General features: G+C 71.7%; 12 protein-coding genes. 2 read left to right on the plus strand and 10 right to left on the minus strand.

Annotated features, from left to right (window positions below):
- Window positions 1-41: 41 nt before the first annotated feature.
- Complete coding sequence (locus tag J2X59_RS07320; RefSeq protein WP_066653706.1) at window positions 42-995, minus strand: ROK family glucokinase; 954 nt, start codon at window positions 993-995, stop codon at window positions 42-44.
- 233 nt (window positions 996-1,228) lie between these two features.
- On the opposite strand from J2X59_RS07320, the gene J2X59_RS07325 reads away from it, so the two are divergent.
- On the plus strand, window positions 1,229-3,076 hold the full coding sequence (locus tag J2X59_RS07325; RefSeq protein ID WP_326496214.1) for an AMP-dependent synthetase/ligase: 1,848 nt from the start codon (window positions 1,229-1,231) through the stop codon (window positions 3,074-3,076).
- 110 nt (window positions 3,077-3,186) lie between these two features.
- Here J2X59_RS07325 and J2X59_RS07330 read toward each other — a convergent pair whose 3' ends face one another.
- From J2X59_RS07330 to J2X59_RS07345, 4 genes are all read right to left on the minus strand, one after another.
- Complete coding sequence (locus J2X59_RS07330) at window positions 3,187-3,312, minus strand: hypothetical protein (protein ID WP_268746771.1); 126 nt, start codon at window positions 3,310-3,312, stop codon at window positions 3,187-3,189.
- A gap of 134 nt (window positions 3,313-3,446) precedes the next feature.
- The gene (locus J2X59_RS07335; RefSeq protein WP_326496215.1) at window positions 3,447-4,955 is read right to left on the minus strand and encodes a hypothetical protein; all 1,509 of its coding nucleotides are present in this window, start codon (window positions 4,953-4,955) and stop codon (window positions 3,447-3,449) included.
- A 148-nt stretch (window positions 4,956-5,103) separates the two neighbouring features.
- Window positions 5,104-5,607: a peptide deformylase gene (locus J2X59_RS07340; RefSeq protein WP_066653701.1), complete on the minus strand. Its 504-nt coding sequence runs from the start codon at window positions 5,605-5,607 to the stop codon at window positions 5,104-5,106.
- A 1-nt stretch (window position 5,608) separates the two neighbouring features.
- Entirely contained in the window at window positions 5,609-9,019 is a 3,411-nt protein-coding gene (locus tag J2X59_RS07345) for a pyruvate carboxylase (protein ID WP_326496216.1), read from the minus strand.
- A 60-nt stretch (window positions 9,020-9,079) separates the two neighbouring features.
- Between J2X59_RS07345 and J2X59_RS07350 the strand changes: the two genes are divergently transcribed.
- The gene (locus tag J2X59_RS07350) at window positions 9,080-9,892 is read left to right on the plus strand and encodes a ParA family protein (protein WP_326496217.1); all 813 of its coding nucleotides are present in this window, start codon (window positions 9,080-9,082) and stop codon (window positions 9,890-9,892) included.
- A 651-nt stretch (window positions 9,893-10,543) separates the two neighbouring features.
- Here J2X59_RS07350 and J2X59_RS07355 read toward each other — a convergent pair.
- From J2X59_RS07355 to J2X59_RS07375, 5 genes are all read right to left on the minus strand, one after another.
- Window positions 10,544-11,104, minus strand: coding sequence for a MerR family transcriptional regulator (locus J2X59_RS07355; protein ID WP_066658032.1), 561 nt, complete (start codon window positions 11,102-11,104; stop codon window positions 10,544-10,546).
- A gap of 199 nt (window positions 11,105-11,303) precedes the next feature.
- The gene (gene ftsR / locus J2X59_RS07360; RefSeq protein WP_311205281.1) at window positions 11,304-12,008 is read right to left on the minus strand and encodes a transcriptional regulator FtsR; all 705 of its coding nucleotides are present in this window, start codon (window positions 12,006-12,008) and stop codon (window positions 11,304-11,306) included.
- Window positions 12,008-12,487 (minus strand): FHA domain-containing protein, encoded by a 480-nt coding sequence (locus tag J2X59_RS07365; RefSeq protein ID WP_326496218.1) that lies wholly within the window; start codon window positions 12,485-12,487, stop codon window positions 12,008-12,010. The genes ftsR and J2X59_RS07365 overlap by 1 nt, the downstream gene beginning before the upstream one ends.
- 190 nt (window positions 12,488-12,677) lie before the next feature.
- Complete coding sequence (locus tag J2X59_RS07370; RefSeq protein WP_326496219.1) at window positions 12,678-14,276, minus strand: chitinase; 1,599 nt, start codon at window positions 14,274-14,276, stop codon at window positions 12,678-12,680.
- Complete coding sequence (locus tag J2X59_RS07375) at window positions 14,276-16,711, minus strand: glycosyltransferase family 2 protein (protein ID WP_326496220.1); 2,436 nt, start codon at window positions 16,709-16,711, stop codon at window positions 14,276-14,278. Before J2X59_RS07375 ends, J2X59_RS07370 begins: the two co-directional genes overlap by 1 nt.
- Window positions 16,712-16,893: the final 182 nt, after the last annotated feature.

Here is a 16,893-nt window from a genome sequence, read left to right on the forward strand (position 1 = left end):
CGTCGACTCCAGTTCGGGACGCGCGTACCGTCGGGGTGACCCTACGCCGTGCGGGCGTGGATGCGGGCGAGGTCGGCGGCGCCGACGACGCCGGCGTCGTTCACGAGCTCGGCGATCACGAAGTCGGGCTCCGGGTGGTACCCGCGCGCCGGCAGGTTGTTGAGGTACGCCTGCTTGATCGGCTCGAGCAGACGGTCGCCGGCGCTCGCGACACCGCCGCCGAAGACGAACAGCTGCGGGTCGAGCACCGCGGACAGTGACGCACAGGCCTCGCCGAGGTGGCGACCGAGGCGACGGAGCGCGGCGAGGGCGCCCGGGTCGTCGGCCAGGATCAGGTCGCCGACGATCGCGCCGTCGAGCTGCCCGCCGTTCTGCTCGCGCGCGTCGGCGAGTGCCGAACCGATGCCGCCGGCGTCGGCGACGTCGTTCGCCATGCGCTGCAGGGCACGGCCGGAGCCGTACTGCTCGATGCAGCCGCGGGCGCCGCAGCCGCAGGGCAGGCCGTTCGGGACGATCCGCAGGTGACCGATCTCGCCGCCGGTGCCGAAGCCGCCGCGGAAGAGCCGGTCCTCGGTCACGATCGCGCCACCGACACCGGTCCCGATCGTGAGCATCGTCATGTCGGACACGAGGCGACCGGCACCGAAGCGGAACTCCGCCCAGCCGGCGGCGTTCGCGTCGTTGTCGACGGTGATGTGCAGGTCGCCGAGGCGCTCCTGGAGCTTCTGCCGGAGGGGCTCGTTCCGCCAGCGGATGTTCGGCGTGTAGTAGACGATCGACTGCGACGCGTCGATGAAGCCCGGTGCCGCGACACCGACCGCTCCCACGTCGTGGGCGGCTCGCAGACGGGTGACCATCGTCACGACGTCGTCGAGCATGGCGTCCGGGTCCGCCGCGTTGGTGGCGACGCGGTCCTCGGCGAGGATCTCGCCGAGCTCCGAGACGACCGCTCCCGCGATCTTGGTGCCCCCGATGTCGATTCCGATGGCATGCACGAGGGTCGAGCCTACCGTCTCCGCGTGGCGACGCCGAACGCCGGCAACGCGACCGAGGCGGGTGCCGGGCACCGCTCGCCCGCTCGGCGCCGGCCGACGCCGCCCGACGGCTGACGAGGTGCTGCGAACCGCACCGGAGCCCGTCCGTCCCGTGCCGCTCCGCCCGTATGCTGGCGGTGACGTCTCATCGTCGAGGCGTCCTCGTATCGCACCGGCCGACAAGGGAGTCAACCGTGAACGATCAGCGGCAGCCCGCACCCAACTCCGCACCCGACCACGGCTCCGCCGCCCGACTGCTCTCCGACCGGGCGCGTCGGACGCCCGACCGGCCGATCCTCGCCCAGCGGCACGGCGACACCTGGACGACCGTCAGCGCCGCGGACACCCTCGCGCGCGTCCGCGGGATCGCGAAGGGCTTCGTCGCCGCCGGGCTCGAACCGGGTGCGCACGTCGCGATCCTGTCCCGCACCCGGATGGAGTGGACGCTCGTCGACTTCGCCGTCTGGACCGCGGGGCTCGTGTCCGTGCCGGTCTACGAGACGAGCTCCCCCGACCAGGTGCGCTGGATCCTCTCCGACTCGGAGACCGTGGCGATCGTGGTCGAGCAGGAGGAGCACGCACGCCGGGTGGCGTCGATCGCCCCGGACCTGCCGCACCTCGGACAGCACTGGACGATCGACGGCGGCGGTCTCGACGACCTGGTCCGTCTCGGCGAGACGGTCACCGACGCCGAGCTCGACGCCCGCACGGCGGACGTGCACGGGCACGACGACGCGACGATCATCTACACGTCGGGCACCACCGGACGCCCGAAGGGGTGCGTCCTGCGGCACGACAACTTCACCGGCACGGTCGAGGGCGCCACCGAGGCGATGCCCGAGGTCGTCGCCGACGGGTCCTCCACGCTGCTGTTCATCCCGATGGCCCACGTCTTCGCCCGCTTCATCGCGGTCATGTCGATCTCGACCGGGGTGCTCGTCGGCCACGAGCCGGACACCCGCGACCTCATGCGGGCCGTGTCGACGTTCAAGCCGACCTTCCTGCTGGCGGTGCCCCGCGTCTTCGAGAAGATCTACAACTCGGCCGAGCAGAAGGCCGACCTCGGCGGCAAGGGTCGGATCTTCCGTGCCGCAGCCGACGTCGCGGTCGCGCACTCCGAGGCGGTGGCCGCGGGACGGGTGCCCCTCGGCCTGAAGCTGCGGTTCGCGCTGTTCGACAAGCTGGTCTACGCCAAGCTGCGCGACGCGATCGGTGGACGCGTGCAGTACGCGATCAGCGGCTCCGCTCCGCTCTCCCCCCGCCTGTCGCACTTCTTCCGCTCGATCGGCGTGCACATCCTCGAGGGCTACGGCCTGACCGAGACGACCGCGCCCGCGACCGTGAACCGGGCGCGCGAGCTCCGCATCGGCACGGTCGGTCGAGCACTCCCGGGCGTCGAGGTACGGATCGCCGAGGACGGCGAGATCCTGATCCGCGGCGTCGACGTGTTCGACCGCTACTGGCACAACGACGAGGCGACCGCGAAGGCCTTCAGCGACGGGTGGTTCCGCACGGGCGACCTCGGGCGGCTCGACGCCGACGGGGTGCTCACCGTGACCGGTCGGGCGAAGGAGCTCATCGTCACCGCGAGCGGCAAGAACGTCGCGCCGGCACCGCTCGAGGACGGCATCCGCGAGCACCCGCTGGTCGGGCAGGTGGTGGTCGTCGGCGAGGGCAAGCCCTTCGTCGCCGCGCTCGTCACGCTCGACCGGGAGATGCTCCCCGGGTGGTGCGAGGCCCGCGGCATCACCCCCGCGCTCACGCCGCGCGAGGCCGCCTACGACGAGCGCGTGCACGTCGCCGTGCAGGAGGCCGTGGACACCGCGAACCAGCGGGTGTCCCGGGCCGAGTCCGTGCGGTCCTTCACCATCGTCGACACCGAGCTGACGGAGGCCTCCGGCCACCTCACCCCGAAGCTGACGATCAAGCGCGCCGTCGTGCTGCGGGACTTCGCCGCGGACGTCGAGCACATCTACTCGGGGTCGAAGGTCCAGACCACGGCCACCCCCGTGGTCGCGTCCCGACGACGGGGCCGCGCGTAGGGACGACGGACGGGAGGCCCGGTGCCGGTCCGACGGACCGACACCGGGCCTCCCGTGTGTCGTCTGCGCGCGGGGCGCGACCCGTCGACGGGTCGCGGACGCGCTCCGGATCAGGCCTCCGGGGCCTGCACCTCCGGCGCGTCGAGGACGGCGACCGACGACGTCGTCGGCGCGGGGTCGGGGCGGCGGTTGGTGCGGGTGCGGTGCGAGCTGAGCTCGTCGTTCTGAACGGTCATGCTGGGTGTCCTGAGGGTGTGGGAGCCGTGTCGGTGGGAAGCCGACGCGGACACGGTACCTCGCGACCGGGATGTTCGGACAATCCCGCGAAGGGGTGTCACGCACGGACCTCCGGCGAACACCCCGGGGACGGTCACTTCCGCATCGCGATGACCGCCGTGGAGGACGCGCTGGCGGTCGCGACACCCGGGTGCGTGATGGCGACACGGACGCGGTACTTCGCCGCGGGACGGCTGCCGAGGTCGAAGCGCACCGAGTTCGTGCCCTGCTGGACCGCGACACCGGACCGGATCGTCTGCCACTTGCCGGAGCCGCTCTGCGCGACGGAGACGGTCGCCGTCGCGCCGGCCACCCAGGCTGCGTCGTGGAACTTCACCGTCGTGGTGCGCGTGGCGCTCGGGTCGGTCCGCAGGTGGATCGCCTCGAGGTGCCAGGTCAGGGCTCCCGGGTCCTCGTTCGGGTCGAACCGCAACCGGGAGATCGTCCGGCCGTTCCACCCGAGTTCCGGCGACAGCGCGTCCTCGTCGAGGTCGTCCTGCTTGCTGAGGTCGATCTCGATGCGCCGCGCGTTCTGCCCCGACCAGGTCAGCACGTCGTTCCCGATCTGCGGCGTCGTGGACGACGGGTCCCACCAGATGAGCCGGGCCATCTTGCCACCGCCGGGAGTACCGGCGAGCGAGAACGGTCCGTCGTAGGTGTACTCGAGCGAGAGGTGGTGGTAGGAGTCCGCCTTGAACCTCGAGACCGGGAGCGACAGCTGCGAGTCGCCGGGGTGTGCTCCGGAGTTCCGGGCCGTCATGCCGCTCGCGCCGTAGCCCAGGATCGTGGCGTTCTCGATGCCGATGCCCCGCGCCGCCGATGCGTTCGTGAAGACCCACGGTGTACCGCGCTGCCGGGTCGCCAGGTCGACCCCCTGACGGACGTTCGGCGAGTCGACGACCGGGCGCGGTCGTCGGGCGACGACGGCGTCGCCGTACGTCCCCGGCGGGTACGCAGCGTGCGAGCCGCCGCTGCCGCGCAGCCTCGTCCAGTCGATGAGCGCGGTGCCGGACTTCCCCGCGGGCAGGACCACCGGGTCGAGCCGGAACGCGACGATCTTCCCCGACCAGGGCCGCCCGGCCTGCAGCGTCGACGCCTTCGTCAGGGGCAGGTCGTACACCTGCGAGCCCGGGGTCACCGGGAAGGTGATGCCGCCCCCGCACGCCGAGGTCTTCTCGCGGCAGGTCCACCAGTAGACCGCCCCGATCTGGCGGTCGAACGGCTGGTCCATCTTGAAGGAGAGCCGCTTGTACCGCGAGGCGTCGACCGGCAGCACCGCACCGTCACGGCCGTACGGCAAGCTGCCGCTGACGGTGTCGACGAGCGACACCGAGTCGCCCGAGCGGAGCGCGACCCGGAGCTTGCCACCGCTGATCGACGCCGACGTCCCGACGGCGTCGGTGTTCTGGTCGGTGGTCTGCGAGTAGTCCCACGGATCGCCGTACACCTCGGACGCGAAGTCCGGAGCCTCCACCTCCTGGGTCGCCCCTGCCGCAGGAGCCGCCTGCGGCACCACGCTCACGGTGGTGCCGACGACGGCCGCGACGGCTGCGGTGATGACGACGAAGGCGGCACGACGTGTCGCCCGCTGACGGTGCTGCATGCTGGTGATCCCCTGCCCTGCACCGTCACCGTGACGGCACGTCAGCGACCGTACCCAGCGCCCGGCGGCGCGTCAGTCCGCATTCACGGGGACAACCGCACCCGTCTTCGGGGGCAGGACGCCCCTGCCCCGCTCAACCGGATCGTGGTCAGTGGAACCAGGACTGGGCGCGGACGTCACGCAGTGCGGCGCGACGGACCTCAGGGGCGAGGGTCATCACGTAGACGGTGCCGTCGAGGTGGTCGACCTCGTGCTGCAGCGCCTCCGCCATCAGCCCGGTGCCCTCGAGGACGACCTCGGCGCCGTCGACGTCGACGCCGCGGACCCTGGCCCACGGGTGGCGCGGGGTCGGGTAGGAGAGCCCGGGGACGGACAGGCAGCCCTCGTCCATGAGCTCGACCTCGCCGCGCACCTCGACGACCTCGGGGTTGAGCACGTACCCGACCTCGCCGTCGACGTTGTACGAGAACGCGCGCAGGCCGACACCGATCTGCGGAGCGGCCACGCCGGCACGACCGGGCTCGCGCACGGTGTCGAGGAGGTCCTGCACGAGGTCGCGCACGCCCGGCGAACCGAGGGCGTCCGGTGCGATCGGGTCCGCGGGGGAACGGAGGACGGGGTCGCCGAACAGGCGGATGGGACGGACGGTCACGTTACTGCAGCACCACCAGGAGGTCGCCGGCGTCCACTTGCTGGGTCACCGGGATCGCGAGACGGCCGACGGTGCCCGACACGGGCGCCGTGATGGCCGCTTCCATCTTCATCGCCTCGATGCTCGCCACGGGCTGACCAGCCCGGACGACGTCACCGACGGCGACCTTGAGCGTCACCACACCGGAGAACGGTGCGGCGACGTGCTTCGGGTCGGACGGGTCCGCCTGCTCGGCGACCTTCGTCGCGACCTCGACCGAGCGGTCACGGACGGCGACCGGGCGGAGCTGCCCGTTCAGCGTCGTCATGACCGTGCGCATGCCCCGCTCGTCGACCTCGCCGATCGCCTCGAGCCCGACGAGCAACTCCACGCCGCGCCCGAGCGGCACGACGTGCTCCTGCCCGGGACGCAGACCGTAGAGGTAGTCGAGGGTCGGCAGCACCGAGAGGTCGCCGTACTGCTCCCGCACCGCGGCGAACTGCCGGGTCGGCTGCGGGAAGAGCAGTCGGTTGAGGGCCTGCTGCCGCTCGGGTCCGGCGGTCGCGAGCGCGGCGCGCTCCGACTCCGGCACGGGGGTCGTCCCGACGTGCACCTCGCGGCCCTCGAGCACCTTCGACCGGAACGGCTCCGGCCACCCGCCGGGCAGGTCGCCGAGCTCGCCGGCCATGAAGCCGATCACCGAGTCGGGGATGTCGTACTGCTGCGGGTTCTGCTCGAAGTCGTCGGGGTCGGCGCCGACCGCGGCCAGCTGCAGCGCCAGGTCGCCGACGACCTTCGAGGACGGCGTGACCTTGGTCGGGCGGCCGAGGATGCGGTTCGCCGCGGCGTACCAGTCCTCGACCTGCTCGAAGCGGTCGCCGAGTCCCAGGGCGATGGCCTGCTGCCGGAGGTTCGACAACTGCCCGCCGGGGATCTCGTGCTGGTACACGCGGCCGGTCGGACCGGGCAGGCCGGACTCGAACGGGGCGTACGCGCGACGGACCGCCTCCCAGTAGGGCTCGAGCGCGCCGACCGCGGTCAGGTCGAGGCCGGTGTCGCGCTCGGTGTGCGCCAGCGCCGCCACGAGCGCGGACATGCTCGGCTGGCTCGTCGTCCCGGCCATCGGCGCCGCCGCGACGTCGACCGCGTCGGCGCCGGCCCGGCTGGCCGCCAGGAGCGTCGCGAGCTGCCCGCCGGCGGTGTCGTGCGTGTGCACGTGCACGGGCTGGTCGAACCGCTCGCGCAGCGCGCCCACGAGCCGCTCGGCCGCTCCCGCGCGGAGCAGACCGGCCATGTCCTTGATGCCGATGACGTGCGCGCCGGCCTCCACCATCTGCTCGGCGAGCCGCAGGTAGTAGTCGAGCGTGTAGAGGTCCTCTGCCGGGTCGAGGAGGTCGCCGGAGTAGCAGAGCGCCGCCTCGGCGACGGCCGTGCCGGTCGCGAGCACGGCATCCAGGGCGGGACGCAGCTGGCTGACGTCGTTCAGCGCGTCGAACACGCGGAAGACGTCGACGCCGCTCGCGGCGGCCTCGGCGACGAAGGCGTCGGTGACCTCGGTCGGGTACGGGGTGTAGCCGACCGTGTTGCGCCCGCGCAGCAGCATCTGCACCGGGATGTTCGGGATCGCCCCGCGGAGTGCCGCCAGGCGCTCCCACGGGTCCTCGCCGAGGAAGCGCAGGGCGACGTCGTAGGTCGCTCCGCCCCAGGCCTCGACGCTCAGCAGCTGCGGGGTGAGCCGGGCCACGTGCGGCGCCACGGCGACCAGGTCCTTCGTCCGGACGCGCGTGGCGAGCAGCGACTGGTGGGCGTCACGCATCGTCGTCTCGGTGACCGCGAGCGCGGTCTGGGCGCGGAGCCGTCGCGCCCACTCGGCGGGGCCGACCTGCAGCAGCAGGTCGCGCTGCCCGGACGGCGGCGCGGCGGACAGGTCGACGGCCGGGAGCTTCTCGACCGGTTCGACGGTCTGCGGGCGACGCTCGCCGTTCGGCTTGTTCACCGTCACGTCGGCGAGCCACCCGAGCACCTTCGTGCCGCGGTCCTTCGACACGTGGCCGCCGAAGAGCTGCGGGCGCTCCTCGATGAACTGCGTCGAGACGTCACCGCGGGCGAAGTCCGGGTCGTCGAGCACGGCCTGCAGGAACGGGATGTTCGTGCTCACGCCGCGGATGCGGAACTCGGCCAGGGCACGCTTCGCCCGGGCGACGGCCGCCGGGAAGTCCCGCCCGCGGCAGGTCATCTTCGCGAGCATCGAGTCGAAGTGCGGGCTGATCTGCGCACCCGTCGCGACCGTGCCGCCGTCGAGCCGGACGCCCGCGCCACCCGGACTGCGGTAGGTCGTGATGCGTCCGGTGTCCGGACGGAAGCCCTGCGTCGGGTCCTCGGTCGTGATGCGGGTCTGCAGCGCCGCACCGTGCACGGCGACGGTGTCCTGCGCGAGCCCGAGGTCGGCGAGGGTCTCCCCCGCGGCGATGCGCATCTGCGACTGCACGAGGTCGACGTCCGTCACCTCCTCCGTCACGGTGTGCTCGACCTGGATGCGCGGGTTCATCTCGATGAAGACGTGCTGGCCGGCACGCTCGCCCTCGGTGTCGAGGAGGAACTCGACGGTGCCGGCGTTGACGTAGCCGATCGACCGGGCGAAGGCGACGGCGTCACGGTGGAGCGCCGCAGCGATCGCCGGATCGAGATCGGGCGCCGGTGCGATCTCCACCACCTTCTGGTGGCGGCGCTGCACGGAGCAGTCGCGCTCGAAGAGGTGGATCGTGCCGGCGTCCGTGCCCGTGGCGTCCGCGAGGATCTGCACCTCGATGTGCCGCGGACGCAGGACGGCCTGCTCCAGGAACATGGTCGGGTCGCCGAACGCGCTGTCGGCCTCGCGCATCGCGGCCTCGAGCGCCTCGCGGAGTTCGGCCTTCGTCTCCACGCGGCGCATCCCGCGCCCACCGCCGCCGGCGACCGCCTTCGCGAAGACCGGGAACCCGACGGCGTCGGCGCCCGCGAGCAACTCGTCGACGTCGCGGCTCGGTGGGGTGCTCGCGAGGACCGGGACACCGGCGGCGATCGCGTGCTCCTTCGCGGTGACCTTGTTGCCGGCCATCTCGAGGACGTGCTCGCCCGGCCCGATGAACGTGATCCCCGCAGCGGCGGCAGCGGCGGCCAGCTCCGGGTTCTCGGAGAGGAAGCCGTACCCCGGGTAGATCGCGTCGGCACCCGACTCGCGGGCGACACGGATGATCTCGGAGACGTCCAGGTAGGCGCGGACCGGGTGCCCCGGCTCGCCGATGACGTAGGCCTCGTCGGCCTTCAGCCGGTGCAGGGATCCGCGGTCCTCGTACGGGTAGACGGCCACCGTCCGGGCCCCCAGCTCGTACGCGGCACGGAACGCGCGGATGGCGATCTCGCCACGGTTCGCCACGAGGATCTTGCTGAACACGACGTCCCTTTCAGCCCGGGTTGAGGTGTCACAACCTTACTGGCGGTAACGTGGCTCACCGTGCATGTACTCAGCGTGAGCTCCCTCAAGGGTGGTGTCGGCAAGACGACGGTGACGCTCGGCCTGACATCGGCCGCGTTCGCCAAGGGACTGCGCACGCTGGTGGTGGACCTCGACCCGCAGTCCGACGTCTCGACCGGCCTCGACATCGACATCTCCGGCCACCTCAACGTCGCCGACGTCCTCGAGAACCCGAAGGAGAAGATCGTCCGCCAGGCGATCGCCCCGTCCGGGTGGACGAAGGGCTCGCAGGGCAAGGTCGACGTGCTCGTCGGTTCGCCGTCCGCCATCAACTTCGACGGCCCCCACCCCTCCATCCGGGACATCTGGAAGCTGGAGGAGGCGCTGGCGAACGTCGAGCAGGACTACGAGCTGGTCCTGATCGACTGCGCCCCGTCGCTCAACGCCCTGACGCGTACCGCCTGGGCGGCCTCTGACCGCGTGACCGTGGTCACCGAGCCGGGTCTGTTCTCCGTCGCCGCCGCGGACCGCGCGCTCCGTGCGATCGAGGAGATCCGCCGCGGGCTCTCCCCCCGCCTGCAGCCGCTCGGCATCATCGTGAACCGGGCACGCGTGCAGTCGCTCGAGCACCAGTTCCGCATCAAGGAACTCCGGGACATGTTCGGCCCGCTCGTGCTCTCGCCGCAGCTGCCGGAGCGCACGTCGCTGCAGCAGGCGCAGGGCGCGGCGAAGCCCCTGCACGTGTGGCCCGGCGAGTCGGCGCAGGAGATGGCGAAGAACTTCGACCAGCTGCTCGAGCGCATCATGCGCACGGGCAAGATCGGTCCCTACGCCGAGGGCGGCGTCGCCTAGGCGCTGCCGCCTCTCCGGGCCGGCTTCCTCCCCCGGACCGGCTTCGCGCTGGGCCGGCCGTCGAGCGCGCACCATCTGTCACGGTCGAGGTCCCCGGACGACGGATCCCGCCCACGCCGTGACGACCCGGCGGCACGTCGTGCTCGCTCGGATCGGCGCGTGCTCGAGCCGCTGCGCACCGCGGCGAGCCCTCGACCGCTCGGGCCCGTCATCCGCTGAACGGGCCGGATCTCGCACGCTCGACTCGATGCAATCGTCGACGGTCCTGGTCCCACGACATGCCGTCCGCACGGGAGCTGAGCGGCAAGTCGTGCGACCGAGACGGACACTCGCGGCAGTTCGCGCGACCGGAACCACCCGCGCGGGAAGTCGGGGCCCGGGTCGGGGCTCGCGTCCCGGGGGTCGGGGCTCGGGTCTCAGCAGCCGAAGGTCGGTGCTCGAACGCCGAGTGGGCAGGACACGCGGGTCGTCGGCCGCCGGGCGGGGTCTGCCGGGTGCCGAGTGGGCACGACTCGCCGCCGGTGGGACGCCGAGTGGGTCAGGGACGTCGTCGAACGGCGCGAGCGTGACAGATCTGGCCCGGTCGAGGGCACCGGACGACGCACCGACGACTCTCCGGCGGAGCCGGACGAGCGGGAGGGCGAGGAACGGCTAGGACGCGCGGTTCGCCCGGCGGGCCGCGAGCTCGTCGGCGGGGTCCGCAGCAGGGGTGGCGTCGAGCTCGACCAGGGAGCTCTCGACCTCGCGCAGGACCTTGCCGACCGCGATGCCGAACACGCCCTGGCCGCGGGACACCAGGTCGATGACCTCGTCGTCCGAGGTGCACAGGTAGACGGACGCCCCGTCGGACATCAGCGTCGTCTGGGCCAGGTCGGACACGCCGGACTCGCGGAGCTGGTTCACGGCGGTGCGGATCTGCTGCAGCGAGATCCCGGTGTCGAGGAGTCGCTTGACGAGCTTGAGCACCAGGATGTCCCGGAAGCCGTAGAGCCGCTGCGACCCCGACCCGGCAGCGCCGCGGATGGTCGGCTGCACGAGCTCGGTGCGGGCCCAGTAGTCGAGCTGTCGGTACGAGATGCCGGCTGCGCGTGCGGCGACGGTGCCGCGGTAGCCGTTCTGCTCGTCGTGCTCGGGGAGGCCGTCGGTGAAGAGCAGGCCGAGGTCGTACCGAGTCATCTCGGACTCGGTACCGGGGGTGTCAGTCCCACTCATGTGCATGCCTTCCACGACGTTCGAGCTCCCACCAGAAGGTTCAACGACGGGTTGAGAGTTGTTCCGAGGTCCACGGTAGCGACTCGGACACGGTCTGCCCGGCACATCCGCACCGGCGCGTCCGGCGTGTCGAGGATACGCCCCGACCACCGACGGTCGACAGGGCGCAGCCCCGCTCCGGACGCCGACCGATCGCCGGTCATGCGTCGAGTCGGCCGATCGCCGTGCGGATCAGGTTCGACCGGACGACCTCGAGCTGTCCGGCGATCTCGCGCGCGAGCTCCGTCGCCTTGGCCCGCGAGGTGGCGTCGCCCCGGCGGGACACCGGCATGAGGGCCGACTCGATCAGGCCGACCTCGCGCTCGACGACACCGCGCATGGTGCGCAGATGCCGCGGCTCGATGCCGGTGCGCTGCAGTTCGACGAGGGCCTTGAGCACCGCCACGGCGTCGTCGCCGTAGGTGTCGGCCGCGGGCAGCAGCGACGCCGAGACCGCGTCGGTCAGCAGCATCGGCGAGGCACCTGCAGCGCGGACGGTCTCGTCCCGCGTGTACCGACGCTCGCGGCCGAGAATCGACGGTCTCGGGGCGTCACCGCCGCCGGGCAGGACGGGCTCGCGCCCCGCGTCGAGATCGGCGAGGTAGTCCTTGATGACCTTGAGCGGCAGGTAGTGGTCACGCTGCAGACCGAGCACGATCCGGAGCCGCTCGACGTCGGCCGCCGAGAACTTCCGGTACCCGCTGGCGGTGCGGATCGGCGTGACGAGCTCGCGTTCCTCGAGGAAGCGGAGCTTCGAGCTCGACAGGTCGGGGAACTCGGGCTTCAACCGGGCGATGACCTGCCCGATGGTGAGCAGGTCCGGTACCGCAGCACCGGCCCGGGCTGCGGCGGACCGCGCAGCCACTACGCGGTCGCCAGGCGCGCCAGGTCGACCCGGGATGCGTAGAACGTGAGGCGGAACTTGCCAACCTGCACCTCGGCGCCGTCGGCGAGGAGTGCCTCGTCGATGCGTACGCCGTCGAAGTAGGTGCCGTTCAGCGACCCGTTGTCCTTGACGCTGAAGGCCGTGCCGTGGCGGAGGAACTGCGCGTGCTTCCGCGACACCGTCACGTCGTCGAGGAAGATGTCGGCAGCGGGGTGCCGACCGGCCGTCGTGACGTCGGAGTCGAGGAGGAACCGCGCGCCGACGTTCGGACCACGCCGGACCACCAGCAACGCCGAACCCGAGGGCAGGGCGTTGATCGCCTCGCGCTCCTCGGTCGAGACACCGGACTCGGCTGTCAGGGCCGCTCCCATGTCCATGCTGAAGGTCAGGGTCGTGTCGACCAGCCGCTGTTCCGGAGTCTTCTGACCACCCGGCTGCGGGACCACTGGCTCTGGCATCGTGGACCTCCTCCTCTTGGCGCACCAGCGTATCGGAAACGGGTGACCTCGCGGGAGCCCCGAACGGGGCTGGGGAGAACTCAGGAGCACGCGCACAGCGAACACACCGCCGTGATCCAGCCGACGGACGGGAGGCACGGGGCGGACCCGCACCGTGCCTCCAGGCCGGACCGGATCACGAGGTGCGTCGTCACGGTGCCGGCGTCGCCGTCGCGGTGGCGGTCGGCGCCGGCTCGCCCGAGGCGAGCCCGTCGAGGATCCGACGCACCTCGGCATCCTTCAGACGGACCCAGGGCGACCCGTCCGGGTCGCTCGTGGACGCCTCGGGGCTGTCGCCGGTGTTCCACCACTTCGACTGGTACGGGATGCCGTGGAACAGGACGCGGGCGCCCGTGTCGTACTGCTTCGTCCCCGACCACGCGGCGTAGGTCCCGTCGGGCAGGGTCAGCGGTTCCACGGGCTTCTCCCCCGGCAGGACCGGACCGATGATCTGCCACGGCGTCTCGTACGCGCTGAGCACCGGATCGTCCGGCAGGTCGCCCGACGTCCACCACTTCGCCTCGTAGACGTTGCGGTGCCACACCACCTTCGTGCCCTCGAGGTAGGACGCGTCCTGGTCCCAGACCGGGTAGGGACTGGTCTTCGGGTCGTCGGTGGGCTGCTCGGTGGCGGAGGGCTCGGCCTCGGTGACGTCGGAGGCTGCCGCGACGATCCCGCCGCCGAACCCCTTGCCGAGCACGTCGGCGAAGAGCAGTCCGTCCTGGTCGACGCCGGAGCACGAGTTGGAGACGGTCGACAGGTTCACGTAGTTCGACCCACACGTGGTGTCCCGGTTGAGCGACCACATCGACATGCGCCCCAGCCCGCGGTCGCGCGCCCAGGCGTTGAGCTTCCGGGCATCGCTGAGCGAGAACACCTCGTCACGGACGTCGTTCTGCCCGATCATGGGCGTCGCCCCGACCTTGTGCCAGAGGGTGCCGTCACCGAGGGGCGTGCCCGCGCGCTGGTACAGGACACCGAGCTGTCGCTGGACCTCCTGCAGCGCCTGCACCGATGCCGAGTACATGCTCTGGCTCGACCCCTTGGCCTCGCCGTAGTCCATCGTCATCGCGTTCACCCCGGCGAGGTCCACGCCGGCGGCGAGGAACTGCGCGACCGCGGTGGTCCCGTCAGTCGTCAGCCCCGAGGGCGCGGCCGGCAGGGTGAGCCACACCGCGAGCGGGTGACCGGCGGCCCGACGCTCGTCCTGGAGCGCCGCCACCGCCTTCGCACGCCGTTCCCCCGCAGCGCGGTTCGTGAGGTCGTCGCCCTCGACGTCGAAGTCGACGGTCGACAGGTCGTAGCGCTGCACGACCTGCCGGTAGGCACCCAGCAGGGCCGACGTCTTCGTGCAGGTGGTGGCGAGCTCGTCGTTCGCCAGGCCGCCGAACGACACCCCGACCTCGCCGTGCTGCTGCTGCAGACGGGCGACACGGCGGTCGAGGTCGAGCTGGTCCGCCGCACCCTGCAGCGAGTAGTACGAGCCCCAGGTCGGCGAGCAGGCGTCGTCGTGGTCGGCGACGACGAAGGACAGCATGACGTTGCGTCCCTTGGCCGACTTGACGTCCTCGAACGCGAAGACCGGGGTCGCGGTGACGTCGGTGTAGGCGGCGAACCACGCTGGTTGCCGTTCGGTCGCCTGCGCCGAGTGCCAGCGGTCGAAGCCGGCGTACCCGGCCACGGCGACGGCGGCGGCGACCACGACCGCGATGGTGACCCGGACCGGGGAGAGTCGTCTCGTCGTCGACATCAGGCTGCGCTCCGTTCCTGGCGCGGGCCGGTCGCGTCGGTCTGGGCAGACGCGCTGCCACCTGCGCCCGCCGCCCCGACGACGTCGGCGTCGTGCCGGACGGGGAGGTTGCCGCCGCCGTGTCCGAAGTACAGGACCGCGTGCCAGTCCTCGAGGACGGGCTCCGGGACCGGGCGGACGCCGCCGCGACGACGTCCGCGCCGACGGTCGGCACGGGCGGCCGCACGAGCGGTACGACGAGCAGCACGACGGGCTGCGCGCGCCGACGGGTCGTAGTACATCCAGCGCGTGGCCCACAGCCAGACGTCGACCACGGAGTTCCACACGCCGATGTAGGCGACGATCGCGTAGGTGGCGAGGAGTGCGTTGAAGGCGGCGAAGACCGCGTTCCCCCAGTTCTGCGCACCGTAGTCGCGGACGAAGGTGAAGACCGAGAAGGCGACGATCGCGTAGGGCGCGAGGACGTAGAGCGCCGGCGAGGCGGTGCGGTCCCGCACCTTGGGCGTCCGCGCGAACGGGATCTTCTTCGCCGTCAGGGCCTGCTGGATGCTCTTGAGCACGCCCGCGACGTTCACCGGCGTGAGGATGAGGTTGAAGCCGTAGATGCGGAAGACGTCCGTGCGCTTGTAGCCGCAGTACCGCAGGTCGCTCGACAGCAGCCAGAAGTAGGGCAGCGCTGCGAGCAGCACCATCGGGCTGAGCAGCCGCGAGTCGTACGGGTACGCGAGCAGGAAGACGAGCCCGAACGACGCCCAGGTGATCGACGCCATGTAGTTGACGCGCAGCGCCATCTCGACGAGACCGACCCGCTCGCCTCGTGCCCGGCGCTCACGGACCTGGCGGACGTACTTCGGCAGGATGAGGAGGCCGCCGTTCGCCCAGCGGCGGCGCTGGACGACGAGCGACCCGAAGTCCGGCGGCGTGGCGCTGTACGAGAGCCGCTCCGGGTAGTTGACGAGCGTCCAGCCGTGCATGCCGAGGTCGACGCTCGACTCGGTGTCCTCGATCACGGTGCGGTCCTGGACGTAGCGCTTCACCTCGAAGCCGCCGACGGTCTCGACCTCCTCGATGTCACGGAGCGCCTGGGTGCGGATGACGGCGTTCGCCCCGACCCAGAACGTCGCGTCGTACCGGGACATCCCCTGGTGGAGGATGTGCTGGATGTCGGTGGTGGCCCCCGCGAGCCGCTCGATGCGCGTGGCAGCGCCGCGGAAGGACGAGTACGGGGTCTGCGTCACGGCGACCCGGGCGTTCTCCGGCTGCTCGAGGAAGTAGACCAGGCGCAGGCAGTAGTCGCGGAGCAGGACGGAGTCGGCGTCGAGCGTCAGGAGGTAGTCCGACGCCGGGACCACGAGGTCGGCCGCGTCGGCGTCGTCCACGGTGCGCAGGACGGTTCCGGACGCGGTCTCGTCGAACGCGTACGCCCCGCCCATGAGTCCGATGTAGGCGTTGAGGTTCATCGCCTTGTTGGCCTCGTCGGAGAGGTTCACGTACCGCTTCCGCTCGAACGTGGTCAGCTCCGCGGTGAAGGTCCAGGCGAGACGGCGCTGCAGCTCGAGCGCCCGCGCCGAGGTCACCTCGCTGAAGTCCTGACCGAGGGCGACGGCGTCGGCGATGGCCGCTTCGAGGGCCTCGGCGGTCAGCCGGAACTCGTCGGCGAGCCCGACGAGCACCTGGTCGTGGAAGAACCGGTCGACGTGGTCGGCGACCTCGTGCTCCCGGGCGTTCCGGCGGAGCCACGCGTCGGCCCAGCGGTGGTGCTCGACGAGGGTCCGGAGCGCGTGCGTGCTGGCGAACGGTGCAGCGTCCGCTTCGACCTCGGCCGAGAAGAGCGCTTCCTGGAACCGGCGCGAGGGGACCTCGAGCTGCGCCTGGATGCGGTCCGCGACCGCGCGCGTGCGCTCCAGCTTGTCGAGCGTCGCCGGGTCGGTCGGGAACGGCGCGTCGTCGACGAGCAGGACGACGCGCAGGGACGGGTACTCCTGGAGCGCTGCCGACCAGAGCGTGGTCGCGACGACGTCCGGCTCCTCGGCGTAGCTCGGGACGAGGACGGTCATCGGCGCCTCGTGGCCGGAGGCGAAGTGTCGGTCGAGCTCGGCGCGCGGGACCAGCACGTGGCTCGCGAACCGCTCCATCGCACCCTGGCGGGCCACCAGGTGCATGAGCGCGGAGAAGGTCAGGAAGGTGACGACGACGAGGTACGAGATCGCCTCGGTGGTGAAGCGGAAGCTCTCGGTGCCGTAGTCGAGGAACTGGCGGATCACGGTGTAGACGACGTACGCCAGCCAGAAGGCGACGGTCAGGATGATCGCCACGCGACCGGAGACGAGCTTCCGGTCGGAGGGGCGTGCGTGCAGGGTGTCGAGCGGACGGGTCCGGCGCTCGGCACCCCACTGACGACGGCGCGTCGGTGCGCCGGCAGACGGATCGGGCATGGCAGTCCTTCGTTCCTTCCGGACCAGCGCTCCGTCGGGTCGGGCGCTGTCGGGGGTCCGGTCGGTCGGGACGACGGTACGAGAGATCCCGGAGGCCGCCGACACCCGAACGGGGGGCCAGGGCGGTTGTGTGCGGCATCACGCAGCGCGGTGCGGCATCGCGGGACCGCGCGCGGTTTCCC

The organism is Curtobacterium sp. 260 (genome assembly GCF_030803485.1).
Taxonomy (GTDB): domain Bacteria; phylum Actinomycetota; class Actinomycetes; order Actinomycetales; family Microbacteriaceae; genus Curtobacterium.

Bases quoted from the DNA above. Each gene is read 5' to 3' on its own strand.
- J2X59_RS07355 (WP_066658032.1), bottom strand. From the start codon at position 11,104: ATGAGTGGGACTGACACCCCCGGTACCGAGTCCGAGATGACTCGGTAC.
- J2X59_RS07365 (WP_326496218.1), bottom strand. From the start codon at position 12,487: ATGCCAGAGCCAGTGGTCCCGCAGCCGGGTGGTCAGAAGACTCCGGAA.
- J2X59_RS07370 (WP_326496219.1), bottom strand. From the start codon at position 14,276: ATGTCGACGACGAGACGACTCTCCCCGGTCCGGGTCACCATCGCGGTC.
- J2X59_RS07330 (WP_268746771.1), bottom strand. From the start codon at position 3,312: ATGACCGTTCAGAACGACGAGCTCAGCTCGCACCGCACCCGCACCAAC.
- J2X59_RS07335 (WP_326496215.1), bottom strand. From the start codon at position 4,955: ATGCAGCACCGTCAGCGGGCGACACGTCGTGCCGCCTTCGTCGTCATC.
- J2X59_RS07375 (WP_326496220.1), bottom strand. From the start codon at position 16,711: ATGCCCGATCCGTCTGCCGGCGCACCGACGCGCCGTCGTCAGTGGGGT.